This window comes from Streptomyces sp. MAR4 CNX-425 (assembly GCF_048656465.1).
In the GTDB taxonomy this organism is placed as follows: domain Bacteria; phylum Actinomycetota; class Actinomycetes; order Streptomycetales; family Streptomycetaceae; genus Streptomyces.
Genome location: NZ_JBMDLF010000001.1, coordinates 105,265 through 124,335, shown reverse-complemented (window position 1 = coordinate 124,335; position 19,071 = coordinate 105,265). Strand labels below are relative to the sequence as shown.

The following is a 19,071-nucleotide window of genomic DNA, read 5'->3' as shown; positions in this document are numbered from 1 at the left end:
CTTGAGGCGCCGGGGGGCGGCACGCGCGTGGTTCCGCGGGGCGGGGCCGGGTGGCGGAGGGTTGCCGGGGGTCTGGCTGAAGGGCGGGCGCGACGGCGGGTGGTCCGGCGCGCGGCTTCGCGGGGGTGGGGGTTGCGGCTCCCGCATACGTGGCCGTGGCGGCACCGGCGCCGGGGTCTCCGGCGCGCGGCCCTTCGGCGCCGGTCCCGGCCGCGTCCGGGCCCTCCGGGCCCACCCGCGCGACTCCGGTCCCCCCGCCGCCCGCCGGAGGCGCCCGCGCGGGCGGCTGCGGCGGGCGCTGCTCGCCGGGGGCGTCGCCGCCGCCGTGGCGCTGCCGGTGGCCGCCGCCGCGCGGCCCGCCGCCGTGCCGGCGCCCGTGCCGGCCGTGCCGTTCGACGTGGCCGCCGCGACCCCCGCCGCCCTCGCGCAGCGGTACGCCGCCAACCGCGACGGCATCCGCGCCGCCGAGCGGATGGCCGCCGCCCACGGCGACCGGCGCCGCGCCGGCTCGCTGCGCGCCATGGCGGCGCCGGGGCGGCACTTCCTGTCGTTCGACGGCCGCGACGGCGGGCGCACCGCCGAGGTGTTCGGCGACCTGGCGCACGCGGGGCGGATCGCGGTCCTCGTCCCCGGCGCGGACACCGGCCTCGACGCGTACGGGCGCTTCCGCGCCGGCGCCGAGGCGCTGCACCGCGAGCTGCGCGCCCGCGCGAACGGCGCCCCGGGCGGCGCCCGGCCCGCCGCCGTCGTCGCCTGGCTCGGCTACGCCACGCCCGCCACCGTCAGCCCCGGGGCGCTGACCGCCGGCCGCGCCGAGGCCGCCGCCCCGCGGCTGCGGGCCTTCGTGCGCTCCCTGGCCGCCGCCCGCCCGGGCGCCCGGATCTCGCTGCTCTGCCACTCCTACGGCTCCGTGGTCTGCGGCCGCGCCGCCGCCGGGCTGCGGGTCGCGGACATCGTGCTGTACGGCAGCCCGGGGGTCGGCGCCGACCGCGCCGCCGCGCTGCGTACGCCCGCGACCGTGTGGGCGGGGCGGGGCGCGGACGACTGGGTGGGGGAGGTGCCGCACGTACGGATCCCGCTGCTCGTGACCAGCGTCGGCTTCGGCCCGGACCCGGTGTCGGCGGACTTCGGCGCCTGCCCCTTCGCCGCGGGCCCCGGCGGCCACAGCGACTACCTCGACCCCGGTTCCGTACCGCTGCGCAGCCTGGCCCGGATAGTGAGCGGCGAGGCCGCCTGCACCGGCCGCGTCCCGGCGCCCCTCCGCGGAGGCGGCCGTGCGTGACGCCGTCATGCGCATCGACGCCGCCACCCCGCCCGGCCGCGACCGCGGGATCGACGCCCTGCGCGCCCTCGCGATCCTCGGCGTCGTGCTCGGCCACTGGCTGGTCACCGCCCTCGTCGTCGACAGCGGCACCGTGCGCGCCGCCAGCCCGCTGCGCCACCTGCCCCGGCTGACGCCGGTCTCCTGGGCGTTGCAGACCCTGGCCGTCTTCTTCCTCGTCGGCGGCTACGTCGCCGCCCGCTCCGCCGCCGCCCGCACCACCTCCTACGCCCGCTGGCTCCGCGCCCGGCTCGTCCGGCTCTTCCGGCCCGTCGCCGCCGTGCTCGCCGTCTGGGCGGTGGTGCTCGGCGTGCTGCTGGCGTCCGGCGCCGGCTACGCGACCGCGCGGGCCCTCGGCAGGCTCGCGCTGTCGCCGCTGTGGTTCCTGCTGGTGTTCGCGGTGCTCACCGCGGCGACCCCGCTGGCCGCCCGGCTGCACCCGGCGTGGCCGCTGGCCGCGGTCGGCTGCGTCGACCTGTGCCGGCTGCGGCTCGACGGGCCCGCCGCGCTGGGCTGGGTCAACGTCGCCGCGGGCTGGCTCGTGCCGTACGCCCTGGGCGCGCGCGGCGCCCGCCGCGGGCTGCCGGGGCGGCGCACGGCGTGCGGCCTGCTCGGCGGCGGCGCGGCGGCGACGGCGGGGCTGGTGCTGGCCGCCGGCTACCCGGCGGCCATGGTCGGCGTGCCCGGCGCCGCGGTCTCCAACCTGGACCCGCCGACCCTCGCCGCCGCCGCCTTCGGCCTCGCCCAGTGCGGCGCGGCGCTGCTGCTGCTCGGGCCGCTGCGCCGGGCGCTGCGGCGGCCGGCGGCGTGGGCGGCGGTGGCGCTGCTCAACCTGTCGGCGATGACGGTCTACCTCTGGCACCAGACGGCGATGATGGCGATTTCGGCGCTCGGCCTGCTCGCGGGCGGCGGCGCGCTGCCGGGGCTGCACACGGTGCCGGACGGGGGCGGCTGGGTGGCGGCCAGGGTGGGGTGGCTGCCGGTGTTCGCGGCGGCGCTGCTGGTGTGCCGGGCGGCGTTCCATACGTACGAGAGAAGTCCGGCCCCCGCACGAGGTACCTAGGGTGGGGCGAGGGCGAGGGAGGGGACGATGACGAAGCGACGGGCCGCGGGGCTGCGGACGGTGCGGCGCGCGCTGCGGGCGCTGCGCGCGGACCTGTGGACGACGGCCGTCAGCCCGGAGCCGCGTACGCCACCGGCCGCCGGGCGCTCCCGGCTGCGCGAGTGGCTGCCGGCGCTGGCCGTGCCGCTCCTGCTGGTGCTCGCGGGCCTGCACGTCGCCGCCACCAACCAGTACGCCTTCGGCTACGACATGGGCATGCGCCCCGCCGCCCTGCTCGCCACGCTGCAGACGGCGGCGTTCCTGGCCGCGCTGACCCGGCCGGTGCTCGCCTGCTGGGTCACGACGGCGGCCATGGTGACCGTCGCGCGGTACGCGGACACCGCACCCGGCGCCGACCCGGGCGCGATGTTCCCGTGGACCGGCGTCGGGCTCGTGCTCCAGGCCGGGGTGCTGTGCGCGGTGGCGCTGCGCTGCCGGCCGCGGATCGCGGTCGAGACGCTGGTGATCAGCGTGCTGGCGGGGCTCGGCTACGGCTACCTCGTCGCCGGCGGCGAGGACGCCGTGGGCGTGCCGTTCGCCGTGCTGGTGCTCGCCCTCGCCACCGGCGGCGGCGTCGCGCTGCGCGGGCGGCGCGTGGCCCGTACGGAGCTGGCGGCGCAGGAGGAGCTGACCGCCGAGGAGCGCGCCCGGCGCGTGCTGCTCCAGGAGCGCACCAGGATCGCGCGCGAGCTGCACGACGTGGTCGCGCACCACATGTCGGTGATCTCCATCCAGGCGCAGGTCGCGCCGCGCCTCGTGGCGGACCCGCCGGCGGAGCTGCGGGAGAACCTCGCGGGGATCCGCGCGAGCGCCGTCGAGGCGCTGGCCGAGCTGCGCCGGGTGCTGGGCGTGCTCCGCGCCGACGACGGGGGAGCGGGCGCCGCCGCCCCCGACCCCCACCCCGACCCCTATGACGGACTGCACACGCCGCAGCCCACCCTCGACCGCCTCGGCGACCTCGCCGCCGCCGTGCGCCGGGCCGGGGTGGACGTCGACACCGGGACCGCCGGCGAGCCGTACGCGCTGCCGCCGGGCGTCGAGCTGTCCGCGTACCGCATCGTGCAGGAGGCCCTCAGCAACGTGGCCCGGCACGCGCCCGGGGCCCGCGCCCGGGTGGAGGTCGGCTACCACCCGGCGGGGCTCACGGTCCGGGTCGCCAACTCCGCGCCCGAGGGCGCCGCCCCGCCCTGGGCGGGCGCGGGGCACGGGCTGCTCGGGATGCGGGAGCGCGCGGCGATGCTGGGCGGCGAACTGGCCGCCGGCGCCACCCCGGACGGCGGCTACGAGGTCACCGCGATGCTGCCCGTGGCCCCCTCCGCGGCTCCCGTGCCCGCTGCCTTCGACGGTGAGGAAACCCCGTGACGGACATCCGCGTGCTGATCGCCGACGACCAGGTCATGGTGCGCCAGGGCTTCACCGTGCTGCTCGACGCCGAGCCCGGCATCGAGGTCGTCGGTCAGGCGGTGGACGGCGCCGACGCCGTCGCGAAGGCCGCCGGGCTGCGCCCGGACGTCGTGCTGATGGACATCCGGATGCCGGGCCTCGGCGGCATCGAGGCCACCCGCCGCCTCACCGAGCCGCCGGGCGCGGCCGTCCGGGTGCTGATCCTGACGACCTTCGACCTCGACGAGTACGTGTACGAGGCGCTGCGCGCGGGCGCGTCCGGGTTCCTCCTCAAGGACGCCTCGGCCGCCGAGCTGGCCCACGCCGTCCGCGTCGTCGCCACCGGCGACGCCCTGCTCGCCCCCGCCGTGACCAGGCGCCTCATCACCGAGTTCGCCCGCCTGACCCGCACCCCGCGGGCCCCGCTCCGGGACCGTGCGGGCGTCCTGACGGAGCGCGAGACCGAGGTGCTGGGCCTGATCGCGCAGGGCCTGTCGAACGCGGAGATCGCCGAGCTGCTGGTGGTGGCGGAGCAGACGGTGAAGACCCACGTGGGCCGGATCCTGACCAAGCTCTCCCTGCGCGACCGCACCCAGGCCGCGGTCTTCGCCTACGAAACGGGCCTCGTCCGCCCCACCGGCCGCTAGCGCCGGCCCGTACGGCCCGTACGGCCGCATGTCCCTCTGTTTCCCGGCGCCGCCGAACGCGCCGGGCGCGTGACGAATCTCATGCGCGTACGCGCGCGCCTCCAACTGCGTTGCCCGGCCGCCGAGATGGCCTGCGCGGCGCCGCTGAGCTGGGGAATCGCGGTGATCGGAGCGGTCGCCCGGAGGGCTTGGCGGAGCTAGGGTATTCGAACGAACGTACGATGACGTCTGTCGGGACAAAACGCCGAAATGGGGTGGAGTGATGGAGGTGCGGCATGGTGGGCTTCGCCCACGTGCACGTCGCGTCCGGTTACTCCGCCCGCTACGGCGCCGCCCACCCCGAGCACCTCGTCCGGCGGGCCGCCGAGCGCGGCATGGGAGCCCTCGCGCTGACCGACCGGGACACCGTCACCGGCGTCGTCCGGTTCGTCCGCGCCTGCGCGGCGGCCGGGGTGCGGCCGGTGCTGGGGGTCGACCTGGCGGTGGCGGGGGTGGCGCCGCCGCCGCCCGCGCCGCGGCCCCGTACCCCGGCGCGGGGCGGGGCGCACGTGGCCGAGCCGCCGCTGCGGTTCGTGCTGCTCGCGCGGGGACGGGCGGGGTGGGCCCGGCTGTGCCGCATCGTGTCCGCCGCCCACGCGGGGGCGACGGGCGGCAGCCCGCCGGTGGTGCCGTGGGAGGCGCTGCGCGAGCACGGCGGCCCCGGTCTGACGGCCCTGCTCGGGCCGCTCTCCGAGCCGGTGCGGGCGCTGGCGGTGGGCCGGGAGGACGTTGCGGCGACGCTGCTGGCGCCGTGGCGGGAGGTCTTCGGGGCCGGGCTCCGGCTGGAGGCCGTCGCCCACCGGCGGCCCGGCACCGGACCCGGATCGCTCCGCCTGGCGGCCCGCACCCTGGCGCTGGGCGACCGCACGGGCACCACCGTCGTCCTCTCCAACGCCGTCCGCTACGCCGACCCCGAGCAGCACCGGCTCGCGGACGTCCTGGACGCCGCGCGGCTGCTGCGGCCGGTCGACCGGCGCCGGCTGGACGGCGGGCAGCGCTGGCTCAAGGACGAGCGGGCGATGGCGCCCGTCGCCCGGCTGATCGCCGAGTGCGCCGGAGCGGACGTACGGCGCGCCCGCCGGCTGCTGGCGGACACCGCCGCGACGGCCGCCGCGTGCACGATCGACCCCGCGGCGGACCTCGGGCTGGGGCGGCCGCACTTCCCGGAGCCGGAGCTCTTCGGCGCCGGGCCGGACGCGCACGGGGCCGCGCGGCTGCTGCGCCGGCAGTGCGAGGACGGCCTGGCCCGGCGTGGCCTCGACCGCGACCCCGAGACCCGTACCCGACTGGACGAGGAGCTGACCGCGATCGCCACCCTCGGATACGACTCGTACTTCCTGGCCGTCGGCCAGGTCGTGGCCGACATCCGGGCCAGGGGCATCCGGGTCGCGGCCCGCGGCTCGGGCGCCGGCTCGCTGGTCTGTCACGTCCTGGGCATCGCCACCGCCAACCCCCTCGACCACCGGCTGCTGTTCGAGCGCTTCCTGAGCGTCCGGCGCAACTCGCTGCCCGACATCGACATCGACGTGGAGTCGGCCCGGCGGCTGGAGTGCTACGACACGATCTTCGACCGGTTCGGCAGGGAGCGGGTGGCGGTCACCGCCATGCCCGAGACGTACCGCGCCCGGCGCGCCCTGCGCGACACCGGCCTCGCCCTCGGCATCGCCCCCGCCGACGTCGACCGGATCGCCAAGAGCTTCCCGCACCTGCGCGCCTCCGACATCACCGGCGCCCTCGCCGAACTGCCCGAGCTGCGGCAGCTGGCCGCCGAGGCGCACCGCTACGGCCCGCTGTGGGAACTCGCCGAGGGCCTCGACGCCCTCGTTCACGGCATGGCCATGCACCCCTGCGGCGTGGTCATCAGCGACGCCACCCTCCTGGACCGGCTGCCCGTCCAGCCCACCCCGCAGGGCGACTACCCCATGGCCATGGCCGCGAAGGAGGAGATCGAGGACCTCGGCAACATCAAGCTCGACGTCCTGGGCGTGCGCATGCAGTCCGCGATGGCCCACGCCGTCGACGAGATCGAGCAGGCCACGGGCGACCGCATCGACCTGGACGACCCCGCCCAGGTGCCGCTCGACGACGTCTTCGCGTTCAAGCTCATCCAGAACAGCGAGACCCTGGGCCTGTTCCAGCTGGAGTCGCCCGGCCAGCAGGACCTCCTCTCCCGGCTCCAGCCCCGCGACCCGCAGGACGTCATCGCCGACATCAGCCTCTTCCGCCCGGGCCCGGTCGCCGGCGGCATGCCCGAGCGGTACGTCGCCGCCCGCCACGGCGGCGCACCCGCGTACGCCCACCCCCACCTCGAAGAGGTGCTCTCCGACACGTACGGCGTGACCATCTGGCACGAGCAGGTCATCGAGACCTTCCGGGTGCTGACCGGCTGCGACCGGGCCCTGGGGGAGATCGCCCGGCGCGCGCTCGGGGACGCCGGCCGGCTGCCCCGGATCAGGGACTGGTTCCACCGGCGGGCGCGGGCGCGCGGCTACGACGCGGCCGTACGGGACGAGGTCTGGAAGACCGTCGAGTCCTTCGGCGCCTACGGCTTCTGCCGGGCGCACGCGGTCGCCTTCGCCGTCCCCGCGCTGCAGAGCGCCTGGCTCAAGGCCCACTACCCGGCGTTCCTGCTGGCCGGCCTGCTCGAACACGACCCCGGCATGTGGCCCAAGCGGGTCCTCGTCTCGGACGCCCGCCGCCGCGGCGTGCCGGTCCTGCCCGTCGACGTCAACCGCTCCCGGGTGAAGCACACCGTGGAGAAGGACGCCGGCACGGACCGGTGGGGGGTGCGGCTCGCGCTGTCCGCGGTGCACGGCATCAGCGAGGAGGAGGGCGCACGGATCGAGGAGGGCCGGCCGTACGGGTCGCTGTCGGACTTCTGGCAGCGGGCCCGCCCCAGCCGGCCGGTCGCCGAGCGGCTGGCCGGGATCGGCGCCCTGGACGGCCTCGGCGACGGGCGCCTCACCCGCCGCGACCTGCTCCTCCAGATCGAGGAGCTGCACCGGCAGTCCCGGGCCCGCTTCGCGGCCGAGGGCCAGCTGCCCCTCGGCCGCGAAGCGGCCGGCGGCACGGAGCCGAGCGGGCTGCCGGAGATGACCGGACGCGAGGCCCTGGGCGCCGAGCTGACCACCCTCGGCATCGACGTCTCCCGGCACCTGATGGAGCACCACCACCGGCTGCTGCGCGAGATCGGCGCCACGGACGCGGCCCACCTGGCCGGCCTGCGCGCCGGCCGGCAGGTGCTCGTCGCCGGCGTCCGGGCCTCGACCCAGACCCCGCCGATCGCCAGCGGCAAACGCGTCATCTTCGTCACCCTGGAGGACGGCTCCGGCCTGGTCGACCTGGCGTTCTTCGAGGACTCCCACCCGGCCTGCGCGCACACCGTCTTCCACAGCGGCCTGCTGCTGGTACGCGGCACGGTCCAGGTGCGCGGCACCCGCCGCACCGTCGTCGGCACCATGGCCTGGGACCTGGACCGGATCGCCGCCGCCCGCCGCGACGACGGCCCCGGGGCCGCCCTCGCCCTCCTCGGCGAGGACCGCCCGCACCCGACCCCCGCCCGGCCCGGTCCCGCCGGGCCCGGCCGCACCCTGACCGACGGCACCGCCGGCGCCCGCCTGCACCCGTACGCCGACCTCCAGCCCGCCGGCAGCCGGTCGGCCGACCTGAAGAAGTTCGGCCACCGCAGCCCGGGGAGCGCGGGATGACCCCGCGCGGACGGCACATCGCGCACCTCCACCTGCACGCCTCGCTGAGCGGCGAGCGGTACGCGGAGGTCGTCGAGCTGATGGCCGGCGTCACGCCCCACGTCCAGGAGATGCCGCCCGACGCCGTACAGCTCGACCTGACGTCGGCGCTCCGGTACTTCGACCTGTCGCCCTACGACGCGGTGCAGCTGGTGAAGATGCGCCTGAAGGCGCTGTACGGCATCGACAGCAGCGCCGGACTCGCGGGCAACCGCATGCTCGCAGCCATGGCGGCCGACGCCTCCCCGCCCGGGGACACCACCCGGGTGCCCGCCGGGCGGGCGGCCGAGTGGCTGTCCCCGCGCCCGGTCGCCGCCCTCCCCGGGGTCGGCCGGGCGACCGCCGAGAAGCTCGGGCGGTACGGGCTGCACACCGTCGGGCAGCTCGCCGACCTGCCCGCGGCGACCCTGCAACGGCTCCTCGGCGTCAGCCGGGCCCGGCTGCTCGGCGACCGCGCCCGCGGCCACGACCCGCGCCCGGTCGCCCCCGCCGAGCCGGCGGCGTCCCTGACGGCGGAGCTCGTCCTGGACGCCGACTGCCTCGACCCCGCACAGCACCACCGGTCCGTGCTGGGGCTCGCCGACGAACTCGGCCGGCGGCTGCGCGGCGAGGGCCAGGTCGCCGGCCGCGTCACCCTCGTGGTGCGGTACGCCGACCGCACCACGACCACCCGGACCCGCGCCACGGCCGAACCCACCGACCACTCGCCGGCGCTCGCCGACACCGCCCTCGGCCTGCTGGCCGCCCTCGGGCTCCAGCGGGCCCGGGTACGCGCCTACACGCTCCGCGTCGACCACCTGCTGCCGGCGGCCGGCGCCTACCGCCAGCTCTCGCTGGACCCCGCCGACGTCCGGGCCCGCCTCGCCGAGGCGGCCGCGGACCGGGCCCGGCGGCGGTTCGGCGCCGGTGCGGTCCGGCCGGCCACCCTGGCGGCCCGCCGGCGGTCACCGCCCGGGTGAACCGGTGCCGGACCCGGTGCCGGGATCCGTGCCGCCCAGGGCGCGCTTGAGTACCTTGCCCATGTCGTTGCGGGGGAGGGCGTCGAGGAAGTGCACGGTGCGGGGCCGCTTGTGCGGCGCCAGGTGCCCGGCCACGTACGACGACAGCTCCGCGGCCGGCGGCGGGGTGCTCCCCGGCACCGGGACCACCCACGCGACGACGCGCTCGCCCAGGTCCGGGTCCGGCTCCGCGGTGACCGCCGCCTCGGCGACGGCCGGATGCTCCAGCAGCGCGTTCTCGATCTCCCCGGCGCCGATCTTGTAGCCGCCGGACTTGATGAGGTCGGTGGCGCGGCGGCCGACGATGCGGAAGCGGCCGGCCGCGTCCCGTACCGCCATGTCGCCGGTGCGGAACCAGCCGTCGCGGAACGCCGCCGCCGTCGCCTCGGGGCGGTTGAGGTAGCCGGTGAAGAGGTTCGGGCCGCGGACCTCGACCTCGCCGACCGTCTCCCCGTCGTACGCGGTGAGTTCGGCCCCCGCGTCGTCCACGAGGCGGGCGGCGACGGAGGGCAGGGGGACGCCGACGGTGCCGGCGCCGTCCGGGTCGTCGGGGCGGACGCTGGTGTTCATCAGCGTCTCCGTCAGGCCGTAGCGCTCCACGACCCGGCGGCCGGTGGCCGCGGTGAGCCGGCGGTGGTCCGCCGGCGGCAGCGCGGCGGAGCCGGAGACGAGCAGCCGGGCGCCGGCGAGGGCGGCGGCCAGCCGGCCGGCGGCCGGTCCGGCGTCGAGGGCGTCGGCGAGCCGGTGGTACATCGTCGGCACCCCGAACAGCATCGTGCCGCCCGCGTCCAGCGCCGCCGCGACCGTCTCCGGCGCGAAGCGCCCCACATGGTGCACGGCGCCGCCGCGGCGCAGCGGGCCGAGCACGCCGAGGACCAGCCCGTGCACGTGGAACAGCGGCAGCCCGTGCACCACGGTGTCGCGCCCGGTCCAGCCCCAGACCTCGGCGAGGTCGTCCAGGCAGGCGGCGAGCGCCCGCTGGGAGAGCACGACGCCCTTGGGCGGCCCGGTCGTACCGGAGGTGTAGACGACGAGTGCGGCGGTGCCGGGCGCGGGGGCGGCGGCCCCGGGCCGGGTGTCCGCGGCGCCGGGCCCGGGGCGCGGGCCGTACGCCGGCACGTCCACCCGCCCGATCCCCGCCAGCGCCTCCGGCAGCTCCGTGCCCGGCGCCGCCAGCACCAGCTCCGGCCCGCTGTCCGCCACGATGTGCGCCAGCTCCCGCACCCCGATGCGGGGGTTGAGCGGCACCGCCGCCACGCCCGCCGTCAGCGCCGCCGTCACCGCCACCGCGGTCGCCGGGTCCGGCGTCGCCCAGACCGCCACCCGCCGGGCGCCCGCGATCCGCCGGGCGACGGCGTCCGCCGCCGCGGCCAGCCCGCCGTACGTCAGCTCGGTGCCGCCGAAGCGCAGCGCGACCCGCTCGGGCGCGGTGCGCAGCGCGGGAAACAGCTCCCACGAGCCCTCCGCGCCCGCCGGCTCCCGCGCCTCGTCCCTCTCCCGCATCTCCACGATGCTCGCCTCCCCCTTGTTCTGTGCCGCGGAGGGCACCGTACCCCTTGGCGCATGGGCCGGAACGTTGCGCCGTTCGTGCGGGTTGCGTGGGTCTTTGGCGCGGCGGGCGGTGCCGGTGGCTACCGGAGGCGGGGGAGGGGGCGCATCTCCACGACGTTTGCCTCCCCCTCGTTACGGTGCCGCGGAGGGCACCGTAACCCGTCGCCCTAAAACCCGGACGCCGCACCACCCGTACGAGGCCCCGCACTCCCGCGCCGCGGCGGGCACCGCTCCCCGCGCACACAAAGAACGCCGCGCCGCGCGTGCGGACCGTGGCGGCCCGTCGCACGGCGCGGCGTTCGCCGGGGCTCAGCCCAGCGGGCGGAACCGCCGCAGCCGGAGGCTGTTGGCGACCACCGAGACCGAGGAGAACGCCATCGCCGCCCCCGCGAGCATCGGGTTGAGCAGCCCCGCGGCGGCGAGCGGGAGGGCCGCGGTGTTGTAGCCGAAGGCCCAGACGAGGTTGGTCTTGATGGTGCCCAGGGTGGAGCGGGCGAGCCGGATGGCGTCCGGCGCGGCCCGCAGGTCGCCGGTGACCAGGGTCAGGTCGGCGGCCTCGATCGCGGCGTCGGTGCCGGTGCCGATGGCCAGGCCCAGGTCCGCCTGGGCGAGGGCGGCGGCGTCGTTGACGCCGTCCCCGACCATGGCGACCGTACGGCCGTCCGCCTGGAGCTTCCGGACCGCGTCGACCTTGTCCTCCGGGAGGACCTCGGCGATGACCTCGTCGATGCCGACCTCGGCGGCGACGGTCTTCGCGACCGCCGTGTTGTCGCCGGTGAGCAGGATCGGGGTCAGGCCCAGGTCCCGCAGCCGGCCGATGGCCTGCGCGCTGGTCGGCTTGACCGCGTCGGCGACCTCCAGCAGGGCGCGGGCCTCGCCGTCCCAGGCGACCGCGATCGCGGTGCGCCCGGCCTTCTCCGACCGCTCCTTGGCCTCGGCGAGCCCGGCGGGCAGCTCCATGGCCCACTCCGCGAGGAGCTGCTGCCGGCCGACGAGGACCGCGTGGCCGTCGACGACGCCCTGGACGCCGAGCCCGGGCACGTTGGCGAAGTCCTCGGGCGCCGGCAGCGTGCCGAGGCGTTCGGCCGCCGCCGCGGCCACCGCCTGCGCGATGGGGTGCTCCGAGGCGTGCTCCAGCGCACCCGCGAGCCGCAGCACCGCCTCCTCGTCCTCGCCGTCCGCGGTGTGCAGGGCGTGCAGGGTCATGGTGCCGGTGGTGACCGTGCCGGTCTTGTCCAGGACGACGGTGTCGACCTTGCGGGTCGACTCCAGGACCTCGGGGCCCTTGATGAGGATGCCGAGCTGGGCGCCGCGGCCGGTGCCGACCATGAGGGCGATCGGGGTGGCCAGGCCGAGGGCGCAGGGGCAGGCGATGATCAGCACGGCGACCGAGGCGGTGAACGCGGCGGCCATCCCGTCGCCCGTACCGAGCCAGAAGCCCAGCGTCCCCAGGGACAGCGCGATGACGACGGGGACGAAGACGCCGGAGATGCGGTCGGCGAGCCGCTGCACGGCGGCCTTGCCGTTCTGGGCGTCCTCGACCAGCCGGGCCATCCGCGCCAGCCGCGTGTCCGCGCCGACCCGGGTGGCCTCGACGACCAGCCGGCCGCCGGCGTTGACGGTGGCGCCGGTGACGGCGTCGCCCACGGCGACCTCCACCGGCACGGACTCGCCGGTGAGCATGGAGGCGTCCACGGCGGAGGCGCCCTCGACGACGGTGCCGTCGGTGGCGATCTTCTCGCCGGGCCGGACCACGAAGCGGTCCCCGACCGCCAGCCGGTCTACGGGGATCCGCTCCTCGCGGCCGTCCCGCAGGACCGCGACCTCCTTGGCGCCCAGCTCCATCAGCGCGCGCAGCGCCGCGCCCGCCTTCCGCTTGGACTTGGTCTCGAAGTACCGCCCGGCGAGGATGAACGTCGTCACCCCGGCGGCGGCTTCGAGGTAGATATTGCCGGAGCCGTCGCTGCGGGCGATGGTCAGCTCGAAGGGGTGGGTCATCCCGGGCTCGCCCGCGGTGCCGAAGAACAGCGCCCACAGCGACCAGAGGAACGCCGCCGTCGTACCGCCCGAGATCAGCGTGTCCATGGTGACGGCGCCGTGCCGGGCGTTGGTCCAGGCGGCCCGGTGGAACGGCCAGGCGCCCCAGACGACCACCGGCGCGGCCAGCGTGAGCGAGAGCCACTGCCAGTACTCGAACTGCAGGGCGGGCACCATCGCCATGGCCACCACGGGCACGGACAGCGCCAGGGCGCCGAAGAGCCGCTGCCGCAGCGTCCGCAGCTCGTCGGGCGGCTCCGGGCCGTCGCCGGCGCCGCCTGCCCCGCCGTCCGTCCCGCCGCCGTCCGCGGCCGGTCCGGCGGCGGGGGCGGGCGGGGCGGCGGTGTAGCCGGTACGTTCGACGGTGGCGATGAGGTCGCCGACGTCCACGCCGTCGACGTACGAGACCTTTGCCTTCTCGGTGGCGTAGTTGACGGACGCCTCGACGCCCTCCATGCGGTTGAGCTTCTTCTCGATCCGTGCGGCACAGGAAGCGCAGGTCATGCCGCCGATCGCGAGTTCGACCTCGGCCGTCCTGCCTGGCGTGGTGGTGGTCATCGCTGCTCCTTGTGGCTCGCCATACCCCTAGGGGGTATTAGATCCTTCGCTCCCATGTATACCCCTGACCCGTATCGATTGCAAGTGTCGGTCTCCTCGCTTGACCGTATACCCCTCGGGGGTATGATGGCGCCCATCGAGGCCGGTCGCGACGACGGGCCGACCGAGAGGAGCAAGCGATGAACACCGCAGCCAGAGCCGGACTCTTCGCAGGCGTGCTCGCCGTCGCGTTCAGCGGGGCGTACGGGGTCGGCAGCGCCGTGGGGCCCGTGAACGACGACCCCGCCCCCGCCCACGGCGGACACGCCGAGGGCGGCGAGAAGGAGAAGAAGGGCAAGGGCGGCGGGCACGGCGGCGGGCACGAGGAGGGCGCCGGCCCCGCCGCGGGCGGGCTCCAGCTCTCCGAGTCGGGCTACACGCTCGACCTGGACACCGCGCGCGTCGACGCCCGCAGCCGCACCGAGCTGCGCTTCGCCGTGCGCGGCGCGGACGGCGAGCCCGTGACCTCGTACCAGCGGGAGCACGGCAAGGAGCTGCACCTGATCGTCGCCTCCCGCGACCTCGGCACGTACCGCCACCTCCACCCGGTCCGCGACGGCGAGGGCGTCTGGAGCGCGCCGGTCACGCTGCCGAAGGCCGGCGACTACCGCGTCTTCGCCGACTTCGTGCCCGCCGGCGGCCCCGGGACCGGCCTGACCCTCGGCGGCGACCTCGCCGTCGCCGGCGACTACGGCCCGGCGCCGCTGCCCGCGCCCGAGCCGACCGCGACCGTCGACGGGTACGAGGTGACGCTCGACGGCGGCCTCACGCCCGGCTCCGCGCGGGACGTGGAGTTCACCGTCGAGAAGGACGGCGAGCCGGTCACCGACCTGGAGCCGTACCTCGGCGCGTACGGGCACCTGGTCGCGCTGCGCGCCGGCGACCTGGCGTACCTGCACGTCCACCCGGGCGGCGAGCCCGGCGACGGGAAGACGGAGCCCGGCCCCGGGGTGGCCTTCTCCGCGACCGCGCCCAGCACCGGTTCGTACCGCCTCTTCCTCGACTTCAAGCACGAGGGCGAGGTGCGCACGGCGGCCTTCACCGTCAACGCGGCCGCGAGCGGGGACGCGCCCGCCGGGGAGAGCGGGACGGGCGAGGAGGCCGGCGACGGTCACGAGCACTGACGGCCGTGGTAGACCTGCTGCATGAGCAGCAGGAAAGCACTCGTACGCCGCCCCGGCCCGCGTCTCGCCGAGGGCCTGGTCACCCACATCGAACGCACCGCCGTCGACGGCGACCGGGCCCTCGACCAGTGGCGGTCCTACGTCGCCGCCCTCGAACTGCACGGCTGGGAGACCGTCGAGGTCGCCCCCGCCGACGACTGCCCGGACGCGGTCTTCGTCGAGGACACGGTCGTGATGTACCGGAACGTCGCCCTCGTCACCCGCCCCGGCGCCGACTCCCGCAAGCCGGAGACCGCGGGCGTCGAGGACGCGGTGAGCCGGCTGGGCTGCTCGGTGAACCGTGTCCGCGAGCCCGGCACCCTCGACGGCGGCGACGTGCTCAAGGTCGGCGACACGATCTACGTGGGCCGCGGCGGCCGCACCAACACCGAGGGCGTCCGGCAGCTCCGCGCGTGCTTCGAGCCGCTCGGCGCCCGCGTCGTGGCCGTCCCGGTCACCAGGGTGCTGCACCTGAAGTCCGGCATCACCGCCCTGCCCGACGGGACCTTCGCCACCCACCCGGGGCTGCTCGACGAACCGGCGCTCTTCCCCGGCCGACTCGCGGTCCCGGAGGCCGCCGGGGCGCACGTCGTCCTGCTCGGCGGCGGCGCGCTGCTGATGGCGGCGAGCGCGCCGCGCACGGCGGCCCTGTACGCGGACCTGGGCTATACGCCGGTGCCGGTGGACATCGGCGAGTTCGAGAAGCTCGAAGGCTCGGTGACGTGCCTGTCGGTACGGATGCGGGGCCTGTACGCCTGACGGCGCGGGGCGCCGTGCCGGGGGCGCGGGGGCGGCGGCGGGTGCATACCGCAGGGCCGGCGCTCGTATGCGGGGGCCAGCGCCCCACCGTCGGAACGCCCGCAGCAGGGCCGCCGCCAGGGGCGCGGCCCGACGGCGGGCGGCTCCGCGGCGGTGACGCCGGAAGGCGTGCCCCGTCCGCCTCGCCGGCTCCGGCCGCCCACCGCGCTCAGCGGCTCTCCGCCGCCACCCGCAGCGCCCCCGGCCGGGCCCGGACCGCGGAGGCCAGGGCCGGGGCCGGGGTGAGGTGGCCGCCGAGGCGGCGGCCGGCCGCGACCGGGGTGCGGAGGCCCGCCGGCAGGCCGACTGACGCGCGTAGAGCCGCGGCCTGACGACGTACCCGGGCGGCCGCCACCTCGCCCCCCGGGCCGCCCGCGGCCGCGTGCGCGGCGGCGAGCACGTCGAGGGTGCGCGCCGTCCAGTACGGGGTGTCGAGATGCCGCCAGATCGACAGGGCCTGCCGCGCCGTCGCCTGGGCCGCCGCCGGCCGGCGCGCGTGCAGCTGGAGGTCCGCCCGCGACCGCAGCGTCAGCGCCTCCCCGAACCGCTCGCCGAACCGCCGGTACGCCGTCAGGCTCTCGTCGAGCATCCGCTCCGCCCGCGCCGGCTCCCCGGTCACGTCCGTCAGATGCCCGAGCCACTGGAGCGCGTGCACCTCGCCCACCCGGTTGCCGAGCTCCGCGGCCAGTTCGCAGCTGCGCAGCATCCGCGCCGCGGCGGAGTGCACGCGGCCGACCGCGAGGTCCGCGAGGCCGAGGTTGCGCTCGGCGGACACCTCGCCGTGCCGGTAGCCGTGCTGGTGCGCGAGGGCCAGCGCGCGCTCGAACTCGCGCCGGGCGGCGCCGGGTTCGCCGCACTCCAGGTGGACGCTGCCCAGGGCGCAGCGGGCGTACGACTCGGAGCGCACGTTGCCGCCCGCCCGGGCCTGCTCGATGCCGCGCCGCAGACAGGCGGCGGCCTGCGCGTACTGCCCGCGCAGCCGCAGCAGCACGCCGAGCCCCGCCGCCGCGGCGGACTCGGCGGGGTGGTGGCCGCCCGCGTCGGGGCGCGCGGCCATGCCCGCCGCGCGCGGGCGCGCGCCGGGCTTCGCCCCCGCGGCCCCGCGCGGGTACTCCGGCGCGGAGGGCCCCAGCGCGGCGAACTCCTTCAGCGACCGCTTGAACGCCGCCACCGCCTCCCCGTAGCGGTCCTGCACGGTCTCCAGCTCGCCCAGGTCCCGGTGCAGGACGGCGACGCCGAGCCGGTCGCCGGCCGCGGTCGCCGCGGCCAGCGCCGTGCGGTGGGTCTCGCGCCAGTCGTCGAAGTGCGCCGCCGACTCGAAGAACGCCGCCAGCGTCGCCGCCAGCCGCCACGCGGTGCCCGCCTCGCCGGCGTCGGCGGCCTGGCGGACGAGGGCGCAGAGCGTGGTCCGTTCGGCCGCCAGCCAGGCCAGCGGGTCCGCCGCCGCCCGGGCAGCCTCCGCGGCCGGCGGGCGGTGGTGCGGCGCCGGCACCTGTACGCGGCCGGAGAAGCCGGAGGACAGGGCGTCGTCGGCGCGGCGGGCGAGGTCGAGGTAGGCGGTGAGCACGCGGCCGAGGGCGGCGGCCCGTTCGGCGGCCGGCTCGTGGGCGTGGGCGCGCTCGCGGGCGTAGAGGCGCAGCAGGTCGTGCAGGCGGTAGCGGGGTTCGCCGGCCGGGTCGGGGGAGTCCACCTCGACGAGGTGGTTGTCGACGAGCGCGTCCAGGGACCGCTCGGCGACGGCCGCCGGGTCGCACGGCGCCGTCTCGCACGGCGCCGTGTCGCCGAGCAGCGCCGCCACCACCCAGCCGGGCACCGCCGGCACGTCGAGCAGGCCGAGGAGCCGGAACGCCCGCTGCGCCACCGGGTCGAGGGCCGCGTACCCCAGCGTGACGCTGGCCCGTACCTCCAAGTCGCCCGCGACCAGCTCGTCCAGCCGCCGCCGCTCGTCGGCCAGCGCCTCGGCCAGCCGGGGCAGCGAGAGGTGCCGCCGGGTCGCCAGCCGGGCGCCCGCGATGCGCAGGGCGAGCGGCAGGTTGCCGCACTGGGCCGCGATCCGCGCGGCGACCGCGGGGTCGCGGCGGGTACGGTCGTCGCCGGCCGCCCGCGCCAGCAGCTCCAGCGCCTCCGCGTCGCTGAGCAGGCCCAGCTCGACGCGCAGCGCCCCTTCGAGCCCGGCGAGCCCCGCGCGGCTGGTGACGAGCACGGCGCTGTCGCCGGTGCCGGGCAGCAGGGGGCGTACCTGCCGCTCGTGGTCGGCGTTGTCGAGGACGACGAGGACGCGGCGGTCGGCGAGTTCCGCGCGGTAGCGCCGGGCCCGCTCCTCCACGCCCTCGGGGATGCCGGCGCCGGTCATGCCGAGCGTCTTGAGCAGCGACGCCAGCACCTCGCCGGTGTCCGCCGGGTGCCCCGCGCCGGTGCGCAGGTCGGCGTGCAGCTGGCCGTCGGGGAAGACGTCGCGGAGCAGGTGCGCGGCGTGCACCGCGAACGTGGACTTGCCGGCGCCCGCGACGCCGGTGACGAGAACCGTGCGCGGCGCCGGGTGACGCGCGTCGACCCGCCAAGCGTCGGGGCCCGGCCGCCGCGGATCGGGCGCCCCCGACCCGGCCCCCGGCCGGCCCAGCCACCGCAGCACCTGCACCAGATGGTCCCGCCGCCCCACGAAGTCCGGGATGCGGGCGGGCAGCTGGCAGTACGCCGGCCGCTCCGCGGCCCCGTGCCGCGGCGCCGGCTCCGGGCCGCCGGCCAGCACCGCCGCGTGCACCTCCTGAAGCTGCGCCCCCGGCTCCACGCCCAGCTCGTCCACCAGCGTCCGGCGGGCCCGCTCGTACGTGCGCAGCGCGTCCGAGCGCCGCCCCGAGCGGTGCAGCGCCAGCATCAGCCGGCCCCACAGCGGCTCGCGCAGCGGCTGCTCCGCCAGGAGCGTACCCAGCTCCGCGGCCAGCTCCGGGTGCCGGCCCACGGCCAGCTTCGCGTCGGCCAGGTCCTCCCAGGCCGTCAGCCGGCACTCCTCCAGCCGGGCGGCCTCGGCCCGTACGGCATCGGTGGCCGGCACGTCCGCGAACGCCGGGCCGCGCCACAGCCCCAGCGCCTCCGTCAGCGACGTGACCGCCGCCTCGGGGCGCCGGCCGGCGAGCTCCGCGCGGCCGGCGGCGGCGAGGGTCGCGAAGCGGGCGGCGTCGGTGCCGTCCGGCTCCACGGCCAGCTCGTAGCCGCCGGGGCGGGTGTGCAGCGTCTCCGGGCCGCCGCCCAGGGCGCGGCGCAGCCGGTGCACGTACACCTGGAGGGACTTGGCGGCGGAGTCCGGCACGTCGTCGCCCCACAGCTCGGCGATGAGCGCGTCGGCGGGCACGAACCGGCCCGCGTGGATGAGCAGATGGGCGAGCAGGGCGCGCTGCTTCGCGGCGTTTAGCGGGATCCACCGCGTGCCGTCACAGACGTCGAGCCTGCCAAGGATCCGATAGCGCATCACACCGTCCCCTGGTCACGGTCGTCGTGAGCTGCTCCGGCGTCACCTTCCTTGTACTGGGCGGTACATGTCAAGGATGCCCGCGTCGTGGCAGGCAGCGGACGCGCAACCGTCGCGCAACCGCCGCGCTGCGGAGAGGAATCGGACCCTTGCGGAGCAAGGCAAGGAGCGGGGTTTCGCTCCCAGGGTGAAGGGCCGTGCTCTGACCCCGCAGGTTTGACCT

At 77.4% G+C, this 19,071-nt stretch carries 10 protein-coding genes and 3 pseudogenes; 9 read left to right on the top strand and 4 right to left on the bottom strand.

The annotated features are described in order from the left end of the window. Positions 1-298: 298 nt before the first annotated feature. The 6 genes from ACHZ99_RS00490 to ACHZ99_RS00465 all read left to right on the top strand — a co-directional run bounded on the left by ACHZ99_RS00490 (position 299) and on the right by ACHZ99_RS00465 (position 9,197). The gene (locus ACHZ99_RS00490; RefSeq protein ID WP_420303153.1) at positions 299-1,282 is read left to right on the top strand and encodes an alpha/beta hydrolase; all 984 of its coding nucleotides are present in this window, start codon (positions 299-301) and stop codon (positions 1,280-1,282) included. Beyond that, positions 1,275-2,384 carry an acyltransferase family protein gene (locus tag ACHZ99_RS00485; RefSeq protein ID WP_420302269.1) on the top strand — a complete coding sequence of 370 codons (1,110 nt, stop codon included), beginning with the start codon at positions 1,275-1,277 and terminating at the stop codon, positions 2,382-2,384. Before ACHZ99_RS00490 ends, ACHZ99_RS00485 begins: the two co-directional genes overlap by 8 nt. A gap of 27 nt (positions 2,385-2,411) precedes the next feature. Beyond that, a complete protein-coding gene (locus tag ACHZ99_RS00480; RefSeq protein WP_420302268.1) occupies positions 2,412-3,785 on the top strand; it encodes a sensor histidine kinase in 1,374 nt (457 codons plus the stop codon). Further along, positions 3,782-4,453 carry a response regulator gene (locus ACHZ99_RS00475; RefSeq protein WP_420302267.1) on the top strand — a complete coding sequence of 224 codons (672 nt, stop codon included), beginning with the start codon at positions 3,782-3,784 and terminating at the stop codon, positions 4,451-4,453. Before ACHZ99_RS00480 ends, ACHZ99_RS00475 begins: the two co-directional genes overlap by 4 nt. Before the next feature lie 275 nt (positions 4,454-4,728). Further along, a complete protein-coding gene (locus ACHZ99_RS00470) occupies positions 4,729-8,199 on the top strand; it encodes a DNA polymerase III subunit alpha (RefSeq protein WP_420302266.1) in 3,471 nt (1,156 codons plus the stop codon). Further along, positions 8,196-9,197: a DNA polymerase Y family protein gene (locus ACHZ99_RS00465; RefSeq protein ID WP_420302265.1), complete on the top strand. Its 1,002-nt coding sequence runs from the start codon at positions 8,196-8,198 to the stop codon at positions 9,195-9,197. Before ACHZ99_RS00470 ends, ACHZ99_RS00465 begins: the two co-directional genes overlap by 4 nt. Here ACHZ99_RS00465 and ACHZ99_RS00460 read toward each other — a convergent pair. Then, the gene (locus ACHZ99_RS00460) at positions 9,183-10,739 is read right to left on the bottom strand and encodes an AMP-binding protein (RefSeq protein WP_420303152.1); all 1,557 of its coding nucleotides are present in this window, start codon (positions 10,737-10,739) and stop codon (positions 9,183-9,185) included. The two genes, ACHZ99_RS00465 and ACHZ99_RS00460, sit on opposite strands and share 15 nt — an antisense overlap. Positions 10,740-11,096: 357 nt before the next feature. After that, the gene (locus ACHZ99_RS00455; RefSeq protein ID WP_420302264.1) at positions 11,097-13,382 is read right to left on the bottom strand and encodes a heavy metal translocating P-type ATPase; all 2,286 of its coding nucleotides are present in this window, start codon (positions 13,380-13,382) and stop codon (positions 11,097-11,099) included. Positions 13,383-13,561: 179 nt separating this feature from the next. On the opposite strand from ACHZ99_RS00455, the gene ACHZ99_RS00450 reads away from it, so the two are divergent. Together ACHZ99_RS00450 and ddaH are read left to right on the top strand one after the other, a co-directional pair. After that, positions 13,562-14,545 (top strand): hypothetical protein, encoded by a 984-nt coding sequence (locus ACHZ99_RS00450; protein WP_420302263.1) that lies wholly within the window; start codon positions 13,562-13,564, stop codon positions 14,543-14,545. 21 nt (positions 14,546-14,566) lie between these two features. Continuing rightward, positions 14,567-15,343, top strand: a complete 777-nt coding sequence (gene ddaH / locus ACHZ99_RS00445) for a dimethylargininase (RefSeq protein ID WP_420302262.1) — start codon at positions 14,567-14,569, stop codon at positions 15,341-15,343. A 208-nt stretch (positions 15,344-15,551) separates the two neighbouring features. On the opposite strand, the pseudogene ACHZ99_RS00440 reads toward ddaH, so the two are convergent. Further along, a pseudogene (locus ACHZ99_RS00440) lies at positions 15,552-17,903 on the bottom strand (ATP-binding protein); the annotation flags it as partial. Between the two features lie 130 nt (positions 17,904-18,033). On the opposite strand from ACHZ99_RS00440, the pseudogene ACHZ99_RS00435 reads away from it, so the two are divergent. Further along, positions 18,034-18,150 (top strand): annotated as a pseudogene (locus ACHZ99_RS00435) (hypothetical protein); the annotation flags it as partial. On the opposite strand, the pseudogene ACHZ99_RS00430 reads toward ACHZ99_RS00435, so the two are convergent. Further along, positions 18,138-18,848: pseudogene (locus tag ACHZ99_RS00430) on the bottom strand (AfsR/SARP family transcriptional regulator); the annotation flags it as partial. The pseudogenes ACHZ99_RS00435 and ACHZ99_RS00430 overlap by 13 nt on opposite strands. Between the last annotated feature and the right edge of the window lie 223 nt (positions 18,849-19,071).

Coding starts and splice junctions, on each gene's coding strand:
- ACHZ99_RS00480 (WP_420302268.1), top strand. CDS start 2,412: ATGACGAAGCGACGGGCCGCGGGGCTGCGGACGGTGCGGCGCGCGCTG.
- ACHZ99_RS00470 (WP_420302266.1), top strand. CDS start 4,729: ATGGTGGGCTTCGCCCACGTGCACGTCGCGTCCGGTTACTCCGCCCGC.
- ACHZ99_RS00465 (WP_420302265.1), top strand. CDS start 8,196: ATGACCCCGCGCGGACGGCACATCGCGCACCTCCACCTGCACGCCTCG.
- ACHZ99_RS00460 (WP_420303152.1), bottom strand. CDS start 10,739: ATGCGGGAGAGGGACGAGGCGCGGGAGCCGGCGGGCGCGGAGGGCTCG.
- ACHZ99_RS00455 (WP_420302264.1), bottom strand. CDS start 13,382: ATGACCACCACCACGCCAGGCAGGACGGCCGAGGTCGAACTCGCGATC.
- ACHZ99_RS00450 (WP_420302263.1), top strand. CDS start 13,562: ATGAACACCGCAGCCAGAGCCGGACTCTTCGCAGGCGTGCTCGCCGTC.
- ddaH (WP_420302262.1), top strand. CDS start 14,567: ATGAGCAGCAGGAAAGCACTCGTACGCCGCCCCGGCCCGCGTCTCGCC.